At 72.8% G+C, this 20,722-nt stretch carries 16 protein-coding genes and 1 pseudogene; 8 read left to right on the top strand and 9 right to left on the bottom strand.

The features are described from left to right. The first annotated feature begins 50 nt into the window (after positions 1–50). Positions 51–2,195 carry a DUF5005 domain-containing protein gene (locus KM427_RS24085; protein WP_215525594.1) on the top strand — a complete coding sequence of 715 codons (2,145 nt, stop codon included), beginning with the start codon at positions 51–53 and terminating at the stop codon, positions 2,193–2,195. Here KM427_RS24085 and KM427_RS24080 read toward each other — a convergent pair. Continuing rightward, the gene (locus tag KM427_RS24080) at positions 2,156–5,212 is read right to left on the bottom strand and encodes an MMPL family transporter (RefSeq protein ID WP_215525593.1); all 3,057 of its coding nucleotides are present in this window, start codon (positions 5,210–5,212) and stop codon (positions 2,156–2,158) included. The genes KM427_RS24085 and KM427_RS24080 overlap by 40 nt on opposite strands. 188 nt (positions 5,213–5,400) lie before the next feature. On the opposite strand from KM427_RS24080, the pseudogene KM427_RS25670 reads away from it, so the two are divergent. Further along, a pseudogene (locus KM427_RS25670) lies at positions 5,401–6,171 on the top strand (glycosyltransferase 87 family protein); the annotation flags it as partial. 281 nt (positions 6,172–6,452) lie between these two features. Here KM427_RS25670 and KM427_RS25665 read toward each other — a convergent pair. Genes KM427_RS25665 through KM427_RS24060 form a run of 4 tightly spaced genes read right to left on the bottom strand, consistent with a single transcriptional unit; the run spans position 6,453 to position 9,916 of the window. After that, positions 6,453–7,181 carry an ABC transporter permease subunit gene (locus tag KM427_RS25665; RefSeq protein WP_252274837.1) on the bottom strand — a complete coding sequence of 243 codons (729 nt, stop codon included), beginning with the start codon at positions 7,179–7,181 and terminating at the stop codon, positions 6,453–6,455. Next, positions 7,178–8,092 (bottom strand): ABC transporter ATP-binding protein, encoded by a 915-nt coding sequence (locus KM427_RS24070; RefSeq protein ID WP_215525591.1) that lies wholly within the window; start codon positions 8,090–8,092, stop codon positions 7,178–7,180. Before KM427_RS24070 ends, KM427_RS25665 begins: the two co-directional genes overlap by 4 nt. Beyond that, positions 8,089–9,000 (bottom strand): ABC transporter permease, encoded by a 912-nt coding sequence (locus KM427_RS24065; RefSeq protein WP_215525590.1) that lies wholly within the window; start codon positions 8,998–9,000, stop codon positions 8,089–8,091. Before KM427_RS24065 ends, KM427_RS24070 begins: the two co-directional genes overlap by 4 nt. Further along, a complete protein-coding gene (locus KM427_RS24060) occupies positions 8,984–9,916 on the bottom strand; it encodes an ABC transporter ATP-binding protein (protein ID WP_252274835.1) in 933 nt (310 codons plus the stop codon). The genes KM427_RS24065 and KM427_RS24060 overlap by 17 nt, the downstream gene beginning before the upstream one ends. A 705-nt stretch (positions 9,917–10,621) precedes the next feature. Between KM427_RS24060 and KM427_RS24055 the strand changes: the two genes are divergently transcribed. Next, positions 10,622–11,866, top strand: coding sequence for an HNH endonuclease signature motif containing protein (locus tag KM427_RS24055; RefSeq protein WP_215525589.1), 1,245 nt, complete (start codon positions 10,622–10,624; stop codon positions 11,864–11,866). A 94-nt stretch (positions 11,867–11,960) separates the two neighbouring features. On the opposite strand, the gene KM427_RS24050 is transcribed toward KM427_RS24055, so the two are convergent. From KM427_RS24050 to KM427_RS24040, 3 genes are all read right to left on the bottom strand, one after another. Then, positions 11,961–12,410, bottom strand: coding sequence for an iron chaperone (locus tag KM427_RS24050; protein ID WP_215525588.1), 450 nt, complete (start codon positions 12,408–12,410; stop codon positions 11,961–11,963). A gap of 460 nt (positions 12,411–12,870) precedes the next feature. After that, positions 12,871–14,499 (bottom strand): phosphoglucomutase (alpha-D-glucose-1,6-bisphosphate-dependent), encoded by a 1,629-nt coding sequence (gene pgm / locus KM427_RS24045; RefSeq protein ID WP_215525587.1) that lies wholly within the window; start codon positions 14,497–14,499, stop codon positions 12,871–12,873. 19 nt (positions 14,500–14,518) lie between these two features. Then, positions 14,519–15,331 carry an AraC family transcriptional regulator gene (locus KM427_RS24040; protein WP_215525586.1) on the bottom strand — a complete coding sequence of 271 codons (813 nt, stop codon included), beginning with the start codon at positions 15,329–15,331 and terminating at the stop codon, positions 14,519–14,521. Between the two features lie 53 nt (positions 15,332–15,384). On the opposite strand from KM427_RS24040, the gene KM427_RS24035 reads away from it, so the two are divergent. From KM427_RS24035 to KM427_RS24015, 5 genes are read left to right on the top strand one after another with little or no spacing between them, the layout of a single operon-like run. Next, on the top strand, positions 15,385–16,389 hold the full coding sequence (locus KM427_RS24035) for an ABC transporter substrate-binding protein (protein ID WP_252274833.1): 1,005 nt from the start codon (positions 15,385–15,387) through the stop codon (positions 16,387–16,389). Beyond that, complete coding sequence (locus KM427_RS24030) at positions 16,386–17,240, top strand: siderophore-interacting protein (protein WP_252274831.1); 855 nt, start codon at positions 16,386–16,388, stop codon at positions 17,238–17,240. Before KM427_RS24035 ends, KM427_RS24030 begins: the two co-directional genes overlap by 4 nt. Then, a complete protein-coding gene (locus KM427_RS24025) occupies positions 17,237–18,223 on the top strand; it encodes a FecCD family ABC transporter permease (protein WP_215525585.1) in 987 nt (328 codons plus the stop codon). The genes KM427_RS24030 and KM427_RS24025 overlap by 4 nt, the downstream gene beginning before the upstream one ends. Further along, positions 18,220–19,221 (top strand): FecCD family ABC transporter permease, encoded by a 1,002-nt coding sequence (locus KM427_RS24020; protein WP_215525584.1) that lies wholly within the window; start codon positions 18,220–18,222, stop codon positions 19,219–19,221. Before KM427_RS24025 ends, KM427_RS24020 begins: the two co-directional genes overlap by 4 nt. Next, a complete protein-coding gene (locus KM427_RS24015; protein WP_215525583.1) occupies positions 19,218–19,988 on the top strand; it encodes an ABC transporter ATP-binding protein in 771 nt (256 codons plus the stop codon). Before KM427_RS24020 ends, KM427_RS24015 begins: the two co-directional genes overlap by 4 nt. A gap of 28 nt (positions 19,989–20,016) precedes the next feature. Here KM427_RS24015 and KM427_RS24010 read toward each other — a convergent pair whose 3' ends face one another. After that, positions 20,017–20,670, bottom strand: coding sequence for a hypothetical protein (locus KM427_RS24010; RefSeq protein WP_215525582.1), 654 nt, complete (start codon positions 20,668–20,670; stop codon positions 20,017–20,019). Positions 20,671–20,722 lie beyond the last annotated feature (52 nt).

Here is a 20,722-nt window from a genome sequence, read left to right as displayed (position 1 = left end):
CCCACTCCGCCACGCCACAATGACGGGCGTCGGACGAGCAGGGAGGTGACGTGGCCGGGCACCTTCGCGCCCGCCGGTGGACCCTGGTCGCGTGCCTGGTCGTCATCGGCGTCCAGGCGGTCCTCCTCGCCACGCTGCTGCAGGGCGCCCGCGAGCCGCACCGGGTCCCGGTGCTGGTCACCGCACCGGCCGTCGTGGCGCACGAGCTCGCGGTCGAGGCCGATGCGCTGCCCGGCGCGCCGTTCGCGGCGGACTGGACCGACGACCCCGACGAGGCCCGGGCGGCGGTCCGCGACGGCACCTCCGTGGCAGCCATCCTCGTCGACCTGCGCGAGACCCGCGACGTGCTGCTGGTCAACCCGCGCCACGATCCCGACCTGACCGACGCGGTGACCGACCGCCTGGTCGCGGTCGAGAAGGCTCGCGGCCGGACGCTCGAGGTGCGACCCGTCGTGACGTCGGGCGCGGACGCCGCCGAGCGCATCCGGCGGTACGTCATGCTGTGCGGCCTGCTCGGGTTCGGGTACGCCGTGGTCGTGTCGCTGATGCGCGGGCCGGTCGCCGCGACGACCGGCCGCGGGGTGCTCCGGCTGCTGGGGCTCGCGGCGGCGTCCGTCGCCGGGGCCGGGCTGCTCCAGCTGCTGCCCGCGACCCGGCTGCCCGGGGACGACCTCCGGGTCGTGGGCATCGGCGCGGCGTACGTCTTCATGACGGGCGCGGTCACCCTGGCCGTCGAGGCGCTGGCGGGCCTCGTCGGCATCGCCGCCGTGGCGGCCCTCTACTTCGTGCTGGCGACCCCGCTGCTCGCCGGCACCAGCCACTACCTGCTCCCGGCGCCGTGGCCGGAGGTGTCGCCGTGGACGCCGACCGGGTCCGCCCAGCGGGCCCTCGCCGCGGTCGCCTACCTCGACCCGGGCCGCGCGACCCAGCCGGCCCTGGTGGTGGGGGCCGCCGCCGTCGTCGCCGTGCTGGTGCTGGTGTTCAGCGCGCAGTTCCGGCGACCGCCCCGGGCGACGTCGAGCACCGCGATGCCGCGTCGGCACTGGCGGCTCTGGGTGGTCGGCTCGGTGCTGCCGCTGGCCGTGCTGATGGCGGTCGCGGTCGCCTACCTGCCGGCCGACGTCGCCACGGCGAAGCGGCTGCCGAGCGTCGCCTCCGAGACGACGTGCGTCGACCGGGCGGGTCGGCCGCGCAGCGTCCGCGACCTCAACCACCAGATCTCGACGCTCCAGGGCACGCCGGCGTTCCAGGGCGCCGACGTCGGGGCGGACGTCCGACTCCAGGACGGGCGCTTCCTGCTCGTCTTCGGCGACACGCTGCGCGGCCCGTCGTTCGACGGCCCCTCGCTGGCCCGCAACTCGATGCTGCTGTGGGACACCGACTGCGTGTCGGTGGTGCTGCCGCCGTCGAAGGGCGCGCTGATCCCCGACCGGCTGGACGGCGTCGGGTACTGGCCGATGTCGAGCGCGGTGGCTCATCGACCGGGGTACGACCTCGTCCTCGTCTCGACCCAGCGGGTGAGATCCACCGGTGGCGGCTCCTTCGACTTCGCCAACCTGGGGCCCGCGCTCGCGGTCTTCGTCGTGCGGGCGGGCGGCGCGCCCCAGCTGATCGCGACGAAGGATCTCGGCGCCGACGACGCCGACCCGGCGCGGCCGGCGTGGGGCGCGGCGCTCGCCGTCGACGACGGCTGGGTCTACGCCTACGGCACCGCGCGTCCCGGGCAGGACGGCGTCTTCGGCTTCTCCCTCCACGTCGCCCGGGTGCGCCCCGACGACGTGCTCGACGCGGCGAAGTGGCGGTTCTGGGACGGGTCCGGCTGGCAGCGCAGCCCCGACCGGGCGGCCGCGCTCGTGCCCGCCGAGGGCGGCGTCTCGCAGACCCTGAGCGTCTTCCACCAGGGTGGCCGGTGGTACGCCCTGAGCAAGCGGGACGGCGACCTCGGCGACCAGCTCGTGTTCTGGACCGCGCCGGGGCCGACCGGGCCGTTCGCGCCGACCGACCCGGTCGCGACGATCGCCTCCGACTCGGCCGCGGGCGCCGTGACCTACATGCCGCTGGCCCACCCGCGGATCCTTCCGGAGCGGGGCACCATGGTGGCGTCGTACAGCCGCAACAACACCGACTTCGACAAGATCCGCGCGGACCCGACGCTCTATCGGCCGACCTTCCTGCGGGTGCCGCTCCCGGACTGAGCGGGCGGTGCGGCGGGGCCGGGCTCCGGCTCGGCCGCGGACTCGCCCTCGATCGAGACGTGGGGCAGCAGCCGGTCGAGCCAGCGTGGCAGCCACCACGCGGCGCGGCCGAAGAGCACCAGTGCGGCGGGCGCCAGGGTGACCACGAGGATCCCGGCGAGCAGCACGGCCACCGACAGCCCCACGCCGAACTGCTTGATCGTCGGGTCGTCGTTGAGGATGAAGCTGGCGAACACCGACGCCATGATCAGCGCCGCGGCCGTCGTGATGCGCGCGCTCGACGCGAGCGCCGACCGTACGGCGGCACGGGCCTCCTCCCCGGCGTGGTGGTGCTGCTGGACGTGGCTGACCAGGAAGACCTCGTAGTCCATCGACAGCCCGAAGAGGCCGGCGAACATCATCAGCGGGACGTAGCTGGCGATCGGCACGCTGCTGTCCGCCGTGTCGATGCCGAGCAGCGAGATCCCCCAGCCCCACTGGAACGCCGCGGTCAGCACCCCGAACGCGGCCGCCGCCGAGAGCAGGTTGGTGACCGCCGCCTGGAGCGGGATCAGCAGCGACCGGAAGGCGACCATCAGCAGCAGGAAGCCGAGCAGGATGACCGTCCCGATCACGAGCAGCAGCCGGGCCGAGATCAGCGACGCGAGGTCGACGTACGACGCCGTGTAGCCGCCCACGTGGGAGATGACACCCGCCCCCTTGTTGGTCTCGGGCAGCACGCTGTCGCGGACCACGCCGACCAGGTCCGCGGTGTCGTCGGAGGCGGGTGAGGTCGACGGCACGGCCGAGAGCAGCACCACGTCGCCCTCCTTGTTGATCTGCGGCGGCGTCAGTGCGACCACACCCGAGGTGGCGGTCAGGCTCTTCTGCAGCGCAACGACGCGGGGGTCCGTGCCGCGGTCGTCGCCCCCGGCCTGCGTCATCATGTCGGTCAGCTCCTTCTTGAGCTGCTCGGCCTGCTGCTGCTCCTGCTCGGCCTGCTGTTGCTCGGCCTTGAGCTCGTTCGCCTGCTGCTGCAGCTCGTCGCCCTGGCGCTGGAGCGCGGCCCCCTGCTGCTGCAGCCGGTCGCCCTGACGCTGGAGTGCGGCGGCCTGCTGCTCCAGCGACGCCTTCTGGCGCTGGAGCGCGTCGGCCTGCTGCCGCAGCTGGTCGGCCTGCCGGGTCAGCGCGGCGGCCTGACCGGCCAGGCGCCGAGCACGCTCGCCGAGCACCCGGGCCCGTGCCGTCAGCGGAGCCAGCCGGTCGTGGACCACGGTCTGGCGCTTGCGTACGTCGGCGAGACGCTCGCGCAACCGGTCGACCCGGGCCGGATGGCCCTGGGCACGGTCGATCCGCCGCTCGAGCAGGCGCTCGCGCGCCCCGAGCCGCACCAGCTCGCGCGCGAGCGGCCGGATCCGGTCGGCCAGCTCGCGGGCCTGTCGCTCCAGGGCCGAGCGCTGCGCCTGCAGCCGCGCCTGCTGCGTCTCGAGTCGCTGCTGCTGCGCCTGGAGCGCGGTCGCCTGGCTCTCGAGGTCGGCCTGTTCGCGCTGGAGCTGACCGGCCTGTCGCTCCAGCGCCGCCTGCTGGTCCTGCAGGCTCGCCTGCTGCTGCTCGAGCTGTCGCTGCTGGGCCTCGAGCTGTTGCTGCTGCTTCGGGAGCTGCTTCTGCTTCTTCTCCAGGTCCTGCTGGAGCGACTGCGCCTCGTCGTACTTCTTCGTGTACTCCTCGCTCGGCGCCGCCACGGGATCGAACGCCGAGGCGACCTGGAGCGGGCCGTTGTAGCCGACGCCGAACCCGTCGGTGATCAGGTCGTAGGCCTGCCGCTCGGTCGTGTCGGGCGAGGTCGCGCCGACGTCCTCCTGGCCGAGCTCGAGCGAGAACACCGGAATGATCAGCGGCACCAGCGCCGCCAGCGACACCACCGTCACGATGACCGGGTGGCGGCGTACGACGCCGGCCCAGCGTGCCCACAGACCGGTGCCGTGCTTGCGCTTCGGGCGCAGGAAGGCCGGCAGCGACAGCCACCTGATCCGGTGCCCGAGCAGGCCGAGGAACGCCGGGAGCAGGGTGATCGCGACCAGCACCGCGGCGACCACCGCGATCGCGGACGCCAGGCCGAGCGTGCTCACCAGCGGGATGCCGGCGACGCCGAGCGCCAGGAGCGCGATCACCACCGTGCATCCGGCGAAGACGATCGCGCTGCCGGAGGTCGCCACCGACTCGGCCACCGAGTCGACGACCGACCGGCCGTCCCGCAGGTGGTCCTGGTGTCGGGTGATCAGGAAGAGCGCGTAGTCGATGCCGACGCCGAGGCCGATCATGGTGGCGAGCGTCGGCCCGCTCGACGGGATCGCGAAGACGTGGCCGAGCAGCCCGACCACCGACAGCGCCACGACCAGGCCGACCACGGCGGTGATGATCGGCAGTCCCATCGCGACCAGGCTGCCGAGCACGAAGCTCAGGATGATCATCGCCGCGACGATGCCGACGATCTCGCTGGTCTCGGAGTCGTCGGTCGAGAGCGTCGAGCCGATCGACCCGGCGGCCGCGATCGTCACCCCGGCGTCCTGCGCGGGCTTCGTGGCGTCCACGATGCCCTGGGCGATCTCCGGCGTCAGGTCGCCCGAGCCGATGTCGAGCAGCACCGGCGCGAACGCCGTCTGCCCGTCCTTCGCGACCAGTCCGGCGTTGTGGCCGGCGCTGCTGAGCGGGCTGGTCGCGCTGGAGACGTGCGGCTCCTGGCGGATCGCCTGCACCGACTCGTTGACGGCCTGCTTGTAGGCGTCGTCGGTCAGCTTGCCCTTCGAGACGTCGAAGACGATCGGGTTGACGCCGTTCTGCTGCGGTGGGAAGCGATCCTGGAGCAGGTCCTTCGCCGCCTGGCTGTCGGTGCCCGGGAGCGACAGGTCGTTGTTGGTCTGCGCTCCGATGCCCGCGACGACCCCGCCCACGCCGAGCACGATCAGCACCCAGACCGCGATGACCACCAGCCCGTGCCGCGCGCAGAAGTGGCCGAGCCGGCGCAGCAGTCGTGCCACGGCATCCTCCCTCCGCGCCCGTCGAGCATGGTCGACGCGGGAGTGGGTCCGGCCGCGAGCGGTGGGCGGGTCCCCGATCTGCGGTACGACGGATTCTCATCTCGCACCCCTCGATCCGGACCCGGCAGCCGCCTAGCCTGCGAGAGGTGGGACGCCTGCTCGCTCTGGCGCGGTCCGCTCCGGCCGCGATGGCGGTCCTGGTCGGGGTGGCGGCGGTCTGGGGCGCGAGCCGGGGCGGGTTCACCGACCTGTTCGTCTACCGGTACGCCGGCCAGCACGTGCTCGACGGGCTCTCGGTCTACGGCTCCCGCGACCCGGTGATGGGGCTGCCGTTCACCTATCCGCCGTTCGCGGCGGTGCTGATGGTGCCGCTGGCCGTGCTGCCGACGTGGGCGGCGGCCGCGCTCCTGACGGGCGCGTCGGCCGCCGCGCTCGCGGCCGCCGTGCACGTCGTACGCCGCGCGCAGGGTCGGCCGACCGACGGGTGGCTCGTCGTTGCGCTGTGCGCCGCCGCACTGGCGCTGGAGCCGGTCTGGCAGAACGTCGTCTTCGGGCAGCTCAACCTGCTGCTGATGCTGGCGGTGCTCGTGGACGTGCTGCGTCCCGAGCGCCGGCTCTCCGGCGTGCTGGTCGGCATCGCCGCGGGGGTGAAGCTGACGCCGCTGGTCTTCGTCGTCCTGCTGGTGCTGATCGGGCGCCGGGCGTCGGCGGCGCGGGCGGCGCTGGCGTTCGCCGCCACCGTCGCGGTCGGGTTCGCGGCGATGCCCCGGCCGGCGGCGTCGTACTGGACGCACGGCCTGCTCGACCCGACGCGGATCGGCCCGCCGGCCCTGGCCCACAACCAGTCGATCGACGGGGCGCTCACCCGCCTCCTGGGCGGCCCGCGGCCGACCGTTGTGTGGCTGGCGGTCGCCGGCCCGCTCGCCCTCGGCGTGCTCTGGACGGCCGCGCGGTGGTGGCGCCGCGACCGCGTGCTCGGCACCGGCCTGGCGGCCCTCGCCATGCTCCTGGCCTCGCCGATGTCGTGGTCGCACCACTGGGTGTGGGCGGTGCCGGTCGCGCTGGCGCTCTGGGGGCGCAGCCGCTGGGCGGCCGCGGCCTGGGTCGCCGTGTTCGTGGCGCGGCCGATGCTGTGGCCGCCGTGGGGCGACGGTCGTGAGTACGCGTGGAGCCCGATCGAGCACGTCGTCGGCAACGCGTACGTCGGGGCGGCGCTGGTCGTCTGTGCGTGGGCGGCGGTCTACTCGTCGCCGGTGAGGTTGAAGGCCCGGAGCCGCCGCCCGCTCAGCCAGGTGCCGCCGACCACGACCACGACCGCCGCGACCACGGCGTACACGACCGAGAGGCCCCCCACCAGGGACAGGCCGGCCAGCTCATCGACGATCTCGCCGGACCAGCGGGTGATGCTCAGCCAGCGCACCCCGTCGAGCAGCCCACCCAGCAGCCCCTCCCAGATCAGCAGGTAGACCAGGCCGATCACGACGGCATGCCGGGTGAGCACCGAGAGCAGCGCGAAGAGCGCGCAGTACGCCGCGCCGCCCACCGCCGCCCCGACGGCGAATCCGAGGGCCAGCGACGGATCGCCCGTCCGCACGACCAGGCCGGCGACGAGCATCGGCACGGCGCCGAAGGCCAGGCTGCATCCGATCGCCACGACGAGCTTGCTGCCGATGATCGTGTAGCGCGAGATGGGCTTGGCCAGCAGGTAGGAGATCGACCCGTCGTCGATCTCGGGGGCGAGCAGGCCGGAGGTGGCCAGCAGTGCGACCAGCGGCGCGATCACGGCCAGCCCGAGCCGGTCGAGGGTGTGCTCGCTGGCCGTCTCGTCCTGGCCGACGAGCGCGCGCACCAGGACGGCCAGGGCGATCAGCACCAGCGCCAGCACGAACAGCAGCACGCCCCGCCACTGACCGAAGATGCTGCGCACGCCCAGCCGGGCGATCGTTCGCGAGATCACCCGGGACGTCACGGGGCCACCAGGTAGGAGAAGACGCTCTCGAGCGACTCGTCGGTCGGGGTCACCTCGTGCAGGCGTACGCCGTGCTCGCGGGCGAGCCGTGGCAGCACCTCGCTGAATCGACCGAAGTCGGACGCCTCAAGCTCGATCCCGCCCTCGGAGCGCAGCCGCGCGCCACAGACCGACGGCTCGGCCAGCAGTACCGAGGCCAGCAGCCGGTCGTCGCCGGTGCGGAGCACGAACCGGTTGGGCCGATCGGTCATCAGCCGCCGGATCGCCCCGAAGTCCCCGGACGCGGCGTGCCGCCCCGCGACGACGACCTCGATCTGGCGGGCCACCTGCTCGACCTCCTCGAGGATGTGCGAGCTGAAGAGCACGGTGCGGCCCTCGGCGCCCATGGTGCGCAGCAGCTCCATCAGGTGGATCCGCTGCCGCGGGTCCATCCCGTTGAACGGCTCGTCGAGCAGCAGCACGGCGGGGTCGTGCACGAGCGCGGAGGCCATCTTGATCCGCTGCCGCATCCCCTTGGAGTAGGTGGAGATCCGGCGGTCCTGTGCGTCGGTCATCTCGATCAGGGCGATCGCCCGCTGGGCGGCGGCGCCGGCGTCGGCGAGGCCGTGCAGCTCGGCGTTCGCGACCACGAACTGCCGCCCGGTCAGGTAGTCGAAGAGCGCCTCGCGCTCGGGTACCAGGCCGATCCGGCGGTAGACGCGCTCGTTGCGCCACAGCGGCTCGTCGTCGAGTGTGACGCTGCCTGCGGACGGCGCGAGGAAGCCCGACATCAGCGCGATCAGCGTGGACTTGCCGGCGCCGTTGGGGCCGAGCAGGCCGGTGACGCCGGGGCCGATCGTCATCGTGACGTCGTTGACGGCGACGACGTTGCGGAACCAGCGGGAGACGTGGTCGATACGGATCTCCGTCATGTCCTGATCCTCCGGTAGCGGAGCATCAGGATGCCGATCGATCCCGCGACGAGGAGCACGGTCGCGACGCAGTACAGGACGCCCATCGCGGTGCCGTCCGGTGGCGTCCTGGTCGCCGCGGGGGAGTCGAAGAGGAAGACCTGCACGCCGTTGACGAGGGTGTACGGCGAGAACAGCCCGGCGACCTCGCCGACGGACTCGTGGCCGGAGTCGTAGGAGATGCCCTGGATCGTCGCGACGACCGTGTAGCTGACGAGCAGCACGACGATCACCGCGGCCACCGCCAGCCCGCGCCGGATCGTCAGCGCCGCGACCACGGCTGCCGGCCCGGCGAGGCAGGCCGACAGCAGCACGGCGCCCACGATGGCCGCGAGGAAGCGCCCGGTCTCGCGGCCGAACGGCAGGTCGGCGAGCAGCCCGCCGACGTACATCAGCAGCAGCGGAGCGGCGATCAGCACGAACGTCGCGACGGTCAGCGACGCGATCCGGACCAGCACGTAGACCGACCGCCGCATCGGCCGGGCGAGGTAGAGCGTGATCGTGCTGAACCGCAGGTCCCGCGAGATCAGCGCCGGCGCCTGGGCGGCCACGAAGACCGAGATCAGCACCTGGGTGGTGAGCGGGTACGTCGAGTACGCGACGATCTGCTCGTCCAGCCCGAGGAGGTTCCGGGCCTGCACCAGCACGCCGACGAGGATCAGCGCGGGCAGCAGCATCAGGCCGAGCAGGCCCATCGGCAGCACCTTCGAGCGTGCCGACCGGCCGAGTCCGTAGGTGTTGCGCAGTCCGGTCAGGAAGAACGCCTCGGCGACCTTGCGCTCGCCGAGGCGCGGGCCGGCGTACGGCCGGTAGCCGAGGTCGTGGATGACCCCGGTGGGCGCGGCCTGCGGTTCAGGTGGGCTGGACACTGCCGGCACCTCCCTCGCGGAAGACGTCCTCGATCCGGTGGTGGCGCTCCTGCAGGCGCACCAGCCCCAGGCCGAGGTCGACGGCCAGGTCGCGGACGACGTCGGCCGTCCGCTCGTCGCGGATGTCGACCTCGATCAACGCGTCGCCCGCGGGTCGCGCGGCCAGGCCGGCGTCGACGAGTGCCTGGCCCAGCACCTGATCGGCGTCGTGGCGCCCCTGCACCTCCACGAGCAGGCTCCCGGTGGCGTGCAGGAAGTCGGTGGTCGCCGACGACTGGAGCAGGCGGCCTCCGTCGAGGACGACGACGTGGTCGCTGATCCGCTCCAATTCGCCGAGCAGGTGGGAGGTGACCAGCACGGCGATCCCGAACTCGGTCCCGATCCGGCGCACCAGCGAGAGCATGTCGTCGCGCGAGGACGGGTCGAGGCCGTTGGTCGGCTCGTCGAGCAGCACCAGCCGTGGGTCGTGCACGAGCGCCTGGGCGAGCTTCGCGCGCTGCTTCATGCCGGTCGAGTAGCCGCCGATCGGCCGGTAGCGCTCCTCCGCGAGCCCGACGTGGCGCAGCACGTCGGAGGCGCGCTCCCGCGCCGCGGCGTACGGCAGGCCGGACATCTGGCCCAGGTGCACGACCAGGTCGCTCGCGGACACGTCGGCCGGCAGGCAGTCGTGCTCGGGCATGTAGCCGACCAGGCTCCGGATCCGGCCGCCGTCGGTGGCGACGTCGTGGCCCAGCACCCGTGCCGTCCCGCCGGTCGCCGGCACCAGCCCGAGCAGGATCTTGATCAGCGTCGACTTGCCCGCGCCGTTCGCGCCCACCAGTCCGGTGACGCCCTCGCCGACGGTGACGTCGAGACGGTCGAGCGCGGTGACCCCCGGGTACTCCTTGGTCAGACCCGCGGTCTCGATCACGCCCACGCGCCCCAACCTAGCCCGGCCCCGGTGGTTGAGGTGTGAACGTGCGCTCACGGTGGTTGAGGGAGGCGCGTCCACGGTGGTTGAGGGAGGCGCGTCCACGGTGGTTGAGGAAGGCGCGCCCACGGTGGTTGAGGAAGGCGCGCTAGCGCCTGTCTCGAAACCACCTGTCCCGCGTCGGGGAGTGTCGTCGTCCTCCCGGCGGCGCCAGTATGGGCGCGCGTCCTCCGCCGTCAAGGATTCCCTGCGGCGGCTTCGCCGTCCTTGACGGCTCCTCCCGCGCACCCAGTTGGCGCCTAGCGGGAGGACGCCGACCTGTGGTCGGGACGCGCGTTGGCTGGGTGGGTTTCGAGACGGTTACTAGCGCAACCTCCTCAACCACCGTCGTCGGGGGTCACGGTGGTTGAGGAAGGCGCGCTGGCGCCTGTCTCGAAACCACCCGTCGGGGCGTCGGGCTGTGGTCGGGACTGGGTCGCGTTGGTCGTGGTGGTTTCGAGACGGTTGCTAGCGCAACCTCCTCAACCACCGTCCTCAGGATCACGGTGGTTGAGGAAGGCGCGCTAGCGCCTGTCTCGAAACCACCCCTCCGCAGACATCGACTCGGGTGTGGATGAACGCGCTGGATCGTGACCTGTTCGTGACCCAGAGCCCTGTGGAACAAGGGGATTCCGGCCTTGAGTGTCGGTGGCGGGTGCTTGAGTAGGGGTCATGACAGCACAGGCCACGCCGCGGCACCGGGTGTCGACGACGACCGCGCGGATGCGCGATCTCGCCGACGCGGTGGCCGATGCGTCGGTGTGGTCGATGGACCCCGCCGAGGCCGGCGCGACGCTGGTCGCGCTGACCCGGCTGGCGGCGCAGGTCAGCGAGCTGCAGGCCCGGGTCGCCGCGCACGCCGACACCATCCACGTCGGCGAAGAGGTCGGTGCGTCGTCGGCGGCGAACTGGCTGGCCCACACCACGAAGACCACGCGGGCGGCGGCGTACGGCGCGGTGCGGCTCGGCCACGACCTCCAGGCCCACGCGTCGACCCGTGAGGCGCTGGCGGCCGGGGAGATCGACGTCGAGCAGGCGCGGGTCGTCATCCGGTGGGTCGACCGACTCCCCACCGACCTCGGCGCCGAGACCCGGGAGAAGGCGGAGGCGCACCTGCTGGCCGAGGCGCGTCATCACGACGCCAAGGCACTGAGCCGGCTCGGCCGGCGGCTGTGGGAGGTCATCGCCCCCGACGATGCCGACGCCCACGAAGCCGAGATCCTGCAACGGCAGGAAGTGGCCGCGCTGCGGGCCTGCTCGCTCACGATGGCCGACGACGGCGACGGCACCACCCGGGGCCGGTTCACGCTGCCGACCTACCACGCCGCCGCACTCAAGAAGATGCTCATGGCCCTGGCCGCACCCAAGCACCTCGCGGCCACCCAGGGCCCCGGCATCGAGCGCAGGCCCGGACCCGAGGCACTCGGCCGGGCGCTGTGCGAGCTCATCGAGCGCTACCCGGTCGACCGACTCCCGGCCACCGGCGGCGTCAACGCCACCGTCGTGGTCGTCATCGACGAAGACACCCTCACGGGCCGGCTGGAGAAGGCCGGCGTGCTGGACACCGGCGACCGCATCAGCCCCGCGATGGCGCGCCGGCTTGCGTGCGAGGCCGGGATCATCCCCGCCGTCCTCGGCGGCAACAGCGTTCCCCTGGACCTGGGCCGGCGGAGCCGGTATCACACCGAGCACCAACGGATCGCCATGTTCCTGCGCGACCGAGGTTGCCGCGCCGAAGGCTGCGACCGCACCACCGGCCTCCACGCCCACCACCTACAACACTGGGCCGACGGCGGCCACACCAACCTCCACGATGGCGCCTCCCTGTGCGCCTGGCACCACACCCTCATCCACGACCCCACCTACCAGACGACGTACCTACCGACCGGGAAGGTCCAGTTCCATAGACGCACCTGAGATCACCGTCTCGTCGGTACGACGCACCCCTCGGCCGCGCTGACCGCGGCAGATCCGCGCACATGGAGGCCAGGAGCGCGGGCGGCGCTGCGTCCTAGCCCCGTGCCTTCTTGACGAGCGTGCGGATCACCTTCTCCTCGGCCGGGCCGACCTCGAGCACCGCGAATGACGTCACCCACATCGCGCCGTCGTCGAGCTGGGCAGCCTCTTCGAACCCGAGGGTGGCGTAGCGGGACTTGAACTTCGAGGCAGGCTTGAAGAAGACGACGACCTTGCCGTTGCGGGCGTAGGACGGGAAGCCGTACCACGTCTTCGGGTCCAGCTCTGGCGCGACGTCGAGCACGATCCGGTGGATCGCCTCGGCGAGACCGCGGTCGGGCTGCGGCAGCGCCATGATCGCCTCGACGCAGGCCTCGGCCTCATCGGCCTTCTTCGCGCCGCCCTTCTTCTCTGCGCGCAGCTCGGCGGCGCGCTGCTTCATGGCGGCCAGCTCGTCCGCGGAGAAGCCGGAGTCGGATGTGTTGCTCGTGCTCTTGGTAGCCATGGCCCGACTGTAGAACCGTCTCGTCAGCGGAGACTTCTCGAATCCTGACCGCTTCTCGACAGTGGCGATTCGTGGACAGAGACCCCCTGATGGCAGTCGGCGTCACGCCTCGTAGATCGGGCTCGCCGGCTTCGGCCCGATCGAGGGCACGCTCATCGGCTGATGGGTGCGCCCGGCAGGCGGCGGATAGACGCACGGGCCACTTCGAGTGCGGCAGATGAGCGCGTCGGGGAAAGCGTTCGAGTCGTCTGCCTCGGACCATGCCATGGGCCGTCGTCAGACACACGACCCTGCCTGACATGCCGTCGTCTCCTGACGGAAGGCGACTCACGCACCCGACAAGGCTGTCCCCATCCGGCGGCTCCGCGACACTCAGGTCAGGTACGACGAAGCCTGGCGCCGACCGGGAGCGTTGCTGCTTTCGGCGGTGGGACGCCCCCTGAGCGCGAGTGCCAACGACCTACCCCAGCGCCGCGCTCACCACAGACCTGGCCTCCTCCTGCACCGCGGCGAGGTGCTCGGGGCCGCGGAAGGACTCGGCGTAGATCTTGTAGACGTCCTCGGTGCCGGACGGGCGGGCGGCGAACCACGCCGACCCGGTGGTCACCTTCAGGCCGCCGAGCTTCGCGCCGTTGCCGGGCGCCTCGGTGAGCTTCGCGGTGATCTCCTCCCCGGCCAGCGTCGTCGCGGTGACGTCGTCGGGCGACAGCGCGGCGAGTGCCGCCTTCTGTTCGCGGGTGGCGGGTGCGTCGATGCGGGCGTACGCCGGCTCGCCGTGCCGCTCGACCAGGGCGGCGTAGTGGGCCGAGGGCGAGCGACCGGTGGTCGCCAGGATCTCCGAGGCGAGCAGCGCGAGGATGATGCCGTCCTTGTCGGTGGTCCAGACCGAGCCGTCCCGGCGCAGGAACGACGCGCCCGCGGACTCCTCGCCGCCGAAGCCGAACGACCCGTCGATCAGTCCCGGCACGAACCACTTGAAGCCGACCGGCACCTCCACCAGCTCGCGACCCAGCGAGGCCGCGACCCGGTCGATCATCGACGAGGAGACCAGCGTCTTCCCGATCCGAGCAGACGCGGGCCAGTCCGGCCGGGCACCGCCGAAGAGGTGGCCGATCGCGACGGCCAGGAAGTGGTTGGGGTTCATCAGCCCGGCGTCCGGCGTGACGATGCCGTGCCGGTCGGAGTCGGCGTCGTTGCCGGTCGCGACGTCGTACCTGTCGCGCTGGGCGATCAGCGAGGCCATCGCCGACGGCGACGAGCAGTCCATCCGGATCCGGCCGTCCCAGTCGAGGGTCATGAACCGCCAGGTCGCGTCGACCAGCGGGTTCACCACGGTCAGGTCGAGCCCGTGCCGGTCGGCGATCTCGCCCCAGTACGCCACCGACGCGCCGCCCAGCGGGTCCGCGCCGATCCGCACCCCGGCCGCCCGGATCGCGTCGAGGTCGACGACGTGGGGCAGGTCGTCGACGTAGGTGCCCAGGAAGTCGTACGCCGAGGCGGCGGCCCGGGCGCGCGCGAACGGCACCCGTCGCACCTCGGCGAGGCCACCGCGGATCAGCTCGTTGGCGCGCTCGGCGATCGCCGACGTCGCGTCGGAGTCGGCCGGCCCGCCGTGCGGCGGGTTGTACTTGAAGCCGCCGTCGCTCGGCGGGTTGTGCGACGGGGTGACGACGATGCCGTCGGCGGTCCCGCCGCCCCGGTTCGCTCGGAGGATCGCGTGCGACACCGCCGGCGTCGGCGTGTAGCCGTCGCGGTCGTCGACCAGCACCGTCACGTCGTTGCCGGCCAGCACCTCCAGCGCCGACGCCCACGCCGGCTCCGAGAGCCCGTGGGTGTCGCGGCCGAGGAACAGCGGCCCGTCGTACCCCTGTGACCGCCGATAGTCGACGATCGCCTGGGTCGTCGCGAGGATGTGCGTCTCGTTGAACGCCGTGCGCAGCGAGGAGCCCCGGTGTCCGCTCGTGCCGAACGCGACCTGCTGCTCGGGGTCGTCGGGGTCGGGGACGCCGGTGTAGTACGCCGTGACCAGGTGTGCGACGTCGACGAGGTCCTCGGGGAGCGCGGGCGTGCCGGCGCGGGGGTGGGCCATGGCCCCATGGTGGCCGAAGTCAGCCCGATGACTCCAGGCTCACGGTCTGGCCGCGCGCCCACTGCCCCGGGGTGATGCCGTACTCCCGGCGGAACGCGTCGACGTACGCGGACGCGCTCGCGTAGCCGACGCGGTGCGCGACCTGGGTGACCGAGGCTCGTCCGAGCAGCGCCCTCGAGGCCTGGAGCCGGGTCCGGGTGCGCCACACCGACCACGGGACGCCGTACTCGCGCAGGAAGTCGCGCTGCAGGGTCTTGGTGGTGGTGTGGAGTCGGCGCGCCCACCCCACGAGATCGGAGGGCGCGCCCGGGTCGGCCAGCAGGCCGGCGGCGACCTGACGGGCGAGCCCGCGACCGCCGCCGCCGGGCAGGAGCGGGACCGCTCGGCCAAGACCGGCGAGCAGTCGTTCCTTGGCGGCCATCGCGTCGTCGTCGCTGACGCCGCTGCGGCACAGGCCGCGGACCGTGTCGGCGAGCTCGCGGTTGATCGGGACCGCCGCGGCGGGCACCTCGGCCAGCAGGGGCGGCGCCTGGCGCAGGCAGACCAGGTGCACGGACTGCCTGCCGCAGGTCGTCACCTCGACAGCGGTGCCGCGGCGGACCCAGAACGCCTCGTGCGGCCCGAGATGGGTGGTGCCGCTGCCGCGCCGGGCTGCCAGCACCCCGTCGGCGGACCAGAAGAGGCGGTGGCGGTAGTCGTCACGCTCCTCGGCGAAGTGGATCCGCGCCGCCGTCCGGTGGTGCAGCACCAGGATGCCGGTGGGCGGCCCGAGGGCGTAGCCGTACTCCCGCACGTCCGAGTCGTGTGACCCGAGCTGTCCTGTGAGCGACATCGGTTGTCCTCTCGGCGACACCACCTGATTGAGGTAAGCCTAGCCTTACTTATATGTCCATGCGTCCTCCCACCCGTGGCCTGCGCCGCGCCATCCCCACCCTCGTCGCCATCGCCCTCGGACTCTCGCTCGCCGGGTGCTCCGACGCGGAGTCCGCCGAGAAGTCAGATGCCTCGACCCGGGTCTTCAGCGCCGACAACGGCGACATCACCATCCCGGCCGACCCCGACCGCATCGTGGCCACCGGGTACGCCGTACCGGTGCTCATCGAGGCGGACGCGGACCTGGTCGGCATCTCGGAGTGGTCGCGTGGCGTCGCGATGATGACCGAGGCGGATCGCGCGACGTACGAGGAGCTGCCGAAGGTGGCCGGAGAGGTCGCCGCGGAGACCAACTACGAGGCGGTGGCCCAGGCCGACCCGGACCTGATCGTGATCGGCGTCCCCCAGCCCGCCCTGGTCGACCTGGACATGGAGAAGCTGGAGTCGATCGCGCCCGTCGTCGTGATCGGCCCGAGCATGCCCGACTCGTGGAAGACGATCAGCGAGAAGCAGGCCGATGCCGCCGGCGCCACCGACGGCTTCGAGCAGGCGCGGGCGGCCTACCTGGCCAGGGCGCAGGAGCTCGAGGAGAAGTACGCCGACGCGCTCGCCGGCGTCGAGTTCGGGCACGTCGGGGCGTACGGCGACGTCGCGGCCGGGCAGTTCCACCGCGAGTTCGCCGGCTCGTGGGGCACGAACGTCGCCACCGACATCGGGGTCACCTACTACGGCGGGGTGGCGAAGAAGGGCGGTGGCTCGGAGGACGTGTCGGAGTACCCCGCGATCGAGGAGCTGCCCGAGAGCCTGGGCGACGCCGACGCGATCACCTACAGCCTCGACATCTCGGGCGAGGTGTCCGAGGCCGTCCAGTACGTCCTGGACTCCAAGCTCTGGAAGAACCTGCCCGCGGTCAGGGCCGGCAACGTCTTCCCGACCCAATACACCGAGGCCGCCACCTACACCTCCGCGCTGATGACGCTCGACTCCCTGGACGCGCAGCTGGAGAAGCTGAAGTGACCGACGCCGACCATGAGCACGACCATGAGCACGAGGACGACTTCACCAGGGCCGATCCCGGCCCGCGGGTCGCGGCGTTCCACGCCGACGGACACGGGGTGAAGCGGATCGGCTACCCGATCCTGGTCACGCGCGGCACCGTCGTACGACGAACCGAGCTCAACCCCTCCATGCTGCGCCTCACCGTCGGTGGCCCGGAGTTCGCCGGCTTCCACAGCCACCAGGCCGACGACCACGTCAAGATCGTCTTCCCGTTCCCCGACGGCACCCGCAACGACCCGGTGGTCAACGACCACTCGGAGCTGGACTGGCCGCGGCCCTACCCGCCGGCGCGCAAGTACACCGTGCGGCGCTACGACCCCGACGCCTGCGAGGTCGACCTCGACGTGGTCCTCCACGCCGGCGGCGTCGCCTCGGAGTGGGCGCGCACGGCGGCGGTCGGAGATCCGGTGGTGGTCGCCGGCCCGCCCGGAGCCAAGGCGTTCGCCCACAACTACGACCACTACGTGCTGGCCGTGGACCCCACGGGTCTCCCGGCGCTCGCGCGCTGGTTGGCGGAGTCGCCGGCCGACGTGAGCGCTGATGTCGTCATCGACCACGACCACGACCACGAGCGGGACTACCCGCTGGCGTCGCGGGACGGGGTGTCGATCACCTGGCTCGACCGCAGCGGCGGGTCGCGGCTGGCCGAGCACGTGCAGGCGCTGGCCCGGGCCGACGGGCGCACCTTCGTCTTCGCGGCCGGGGAGGCGGGCGACATCAAGCCGTTGCGCCGGTGGGCGCGGGAGCAGGGCCTGGACTCACTGGTGACCGGGTACTGGAAGCGCGGCGTCGCCGATCTGCAGGAATGAGTGACCCCGGCCGGAGGCTCTCCGGGCTCCTGCTCGCGCTGGCGGCGGCGCTCGTCGCGGCCGCCGCCAGCCTCGCCGTCGGCACCCGCACCGTGCCGCTCGACGAGGTGGTCCGGGCGTTCACCGACTACGCCGCCACCGACGACCACATCGTCGTCCGCGACCTCCGGCTGCCGCGCATGTGGTTGGGCATCGCGGTCGGCGCCGCGCTCGCGGTGTCGGGCGCCCTGGTGCAGACGCTGACCCGCAACCCCCTCGCCGAGCCGGGCATCCTGGGGGTCACCGCGGGTGCGTCCTTCGCGATCCTGCTGGCCACTGCGCTGTGGCAGGCCGACGCCCAGGCGGCGCAGTTCGTCGCCGCCGCGGTCGGCGCCCTGGCCGCGACGGCGGTCGTGTACGCCGTGGGCGGCAGCTCGCCCCTGCGCCTGGTGCTGGCCGGGGTCGCCCTCAGCGCGGTGCTGGGCGGCCTGGGACTCGGCATCCGGCTGGCGCTGCCCGACGTGTTCGACGACTACCGATTCTGGTCGGTCGGATCGCTGGCCGGCCGCGACCAGGTGCCGCTGGAGCTACCACTGCTCGTGATCGCGGTCGGCCTGGCCGCGGCCCTCCTCCTCGTGCCGCCGCTCGACGCGATGCTGCTCGGCGACGAGGTCGCCCACACCCAGGGCACCCGGGTTGCCCGCACCCGGACCATCACGCTGGTGGTCCTCACGGTGCTGGCGGCGGCGGCGACCGCCATCGCCGGCCCGATCCTCTTCGTCGGCCTGATCGTGCCGCATCTGGTCCGTCGCCTGACCGCCGGCTCGGTCGGCTGGCTGCTCGCCTACTGCGTCGTACTCGGGCCGGTGCTGATCCTGGTCTCCGACGTCGTGGCTCGGCTGCTGCTGCCGACGGGAGAGGTCCCGGTGGCCGTGGTCACCGCCTTCGTCGGCGGCCCGGTGCTGATCTGGGTGGTCCGCCGCTACGGGACGGTGGACCCGTGAGGTCGGCCCTGGGCCAACCCGGCGGCCCCCGGCTGGTCGTCGGGTGCGTCGGCATCGTCGTCACCGGCCTGCTGGTCGCGTTCGTCACCCTGATGCACGGGGCGACCTGGAGCACCCCGGGGGAGACGCTGGCCGGCCTCCTCGGCCATGGCGAGCAGACGTTCGTCATCACCCGGTGGCGCGCTCCGCAGGTGTCGGCAGCCCTCGTCTTCGGGGCTGCGCTGGGACTGTCGGGAGCGGTGTTCCAGAACCTCACCCGCAACCCTCTCGGCAGTCCCGACATCATCGGGCTCGAGGCCAGCGCGTTCACCGGGGCGCTCGTGGTGACGGCGTGCCTGAGTGGGACGGCGGCCCAGGTGGCGACCGGGTCGGTCGTTGCCGGCCTGGCCGCTGCCGTCGTCGTCTATGCGCTCGCCCGGAAGGGTGGGTTCAGCGGGATGCGGCTGGTGGTCATCGGCATCGCGGTCAACGCGATGGTGACCGCGACCAACCAGTGGCTGGTGATCCGTGCGGACCTGGAGGTGGCGATGGCGACGACCGCGTGGAGCGCGGGCTCGTTGAACGGCACCGACTGGCACGACGTGCGGCTGCCGTTCGTGCTCATCGCCGCGTTGGCCGTGGGCCTGGCCCTGTCCGCGCGCACCATGCACCAGGCGGCCCTCGGTGACGACCTGGCCACCACGTCCGGCGTCCGGCTCGGCCCCCATCGCTTGGCGCTGGTCGTCCTGGGGGTGGGCTGCACCGCGACCGTCACCGCGGTGGCCGGGCCGATCTCGTTCGTGGCGCTGGCCGCGCCCCAGATCGGACGCCGGATCACCGGCAGCGCGGGGGTGCCCCTGCTGCCCGCGGCGCTGACCGGTGCGCTGCTGCTGGCCGTCTCCGACCTGCTGGCGCAGACGCTGACCCGTCCCGTGCCGCTGCCGGTGGGCATGATCACCACCGCGGTCGGTGGCGCCTACCTGATCTGGCTCCTGGTGATGGAAGTGAGGAAGCGATGACCGGCCTGGTGGCGCACGACCTCACGCTCGGCTATGGCGAGCGGGTGGTCTCGACCGGACTGAGCCTGGCCGTACCGCCCGGCCGGCTCACGGCCGTCATCGGCCCGAACGCCTGCGGCAAGTCGACGCTGCTGCGCGCACTGGTCCGCCTCCAGGAGCCGCGGGCCGGGCGGGTCGAGCTCGACGGCGTCGACCTGCGCCGGCTCCGGCCGCGGGAGGTCGCCAGGCGCATCGGCTTCCTGCCGCAGCGCATGGTCGCACCGGAGGGCATCTCGGTCACCCACCTCGTCCGCCGTGGCCGGTACCCGCACCGCGACTGGCGCTCGACCTGGACCGACGTCGACGAGGCAGCGGTGACCCGCGCGCTGCTCGACACGGGAGTGGAGGACCTGGCATCGCGGCGGATCGAGGAGCTCTCCGGCGGTCAGGCGCAGCGGGTCTGGTTGGCGATGGTGCTCGCCCAGGAGACCGAGCTGCTGCTCCTCGACGAACCCACGACCTTCCTCGACCTCGCCCACCAGTACGACCTGCTCCGGCTCCTCGCCAGGCTGCGTGACGCCGGCCGCACGGTCGTGGTGGTGCTGCACGACGTCAACCAGGCGGCCCGGTTCGCCGACCACCTGGTGGCGATGCAGGCCGGCCGCGTGGTGGCGGCGGGAGCCCCCGCCGAGGTCGTGACGGCCGACCTCGTCGAGCAGGTCTTCGGGCTGGCCTGCGAGGTGGTGCCGGATCCGGTCGCCGGTTCGCCGATGGTCGTCGCGCACTGAGCGGCGCCGCCGGCGACCACGGGACGGCTCAGCGCGACCCGCCGCCGTCGCCGTCCTCGCGCTGCCGGTCCTGGCGGCGGCGGCGCTTGATCTCCGCCCGGGCGAGCAGGTAGGCCAGCAGCACCGGCCAGACGTAGCGCGCGACGTCGAGGACGCGCTCGACCCAGCCCGGCATCGACCAGTCCGGCAGCGGCAGCGAGGGCAGGTCCGGCAGCGGCAGCGAGGGCAGATCGGGGATCGGGAGGGAGGGCAGGTCCGGGAGCGGGATCGACGGCAGCGGCAGGGAGAACGCGAAGCGCGCCAGCAGCGCCGCCACCACGATCGGCACCACGACCTTGGCGACTCCTCCGGTCGCCTGGATCAGCGCGTACCGCTCCGGGTGGGCGCGCACCGCCTCCTCGTGCCGGGCCGCCTTCGAGTCCGGCTCCGGCACCAGGTCGACGCCGTCCTCGAGGAGTCCGTCCTCGGTGACCAGGGTCGCCCGTCGCGGAGCGCCGAGCGCGGTGAAGCGGACGGTCAGCCGGCCCACGGGCGCCTCCAGACGGATCTTCTCGTCCATCGACCTCTTCTCGGCGGCCAGCGCGTCGTCGACGTACCACCGCACCCGCCGGGTGAAGCCGTCGTCGGCCTCCACGCGATGGGCGCGGCCGTCGACGGTCGACGTCCAGATCTGCGTTGCCACCCCGTCAGCCTCGCCGGTACGCCGCGGCGGCACATCGGCCGCGGGTCCACGG

Source organism: Nocardioides sp. LMS-CY (assembly GCF_018732145.1).
In the GTDB taxonomy this organism is placed as follows: domain Bacteria; phylum Actinomycetota; class Actinomycetes; order Propionibacteriales; family Nocardioidaceae; genus Nocardioides; species Nocardioides soli.
This window is presented reverse-complemented; position numbering and strand designations above follow the sequence as displayed.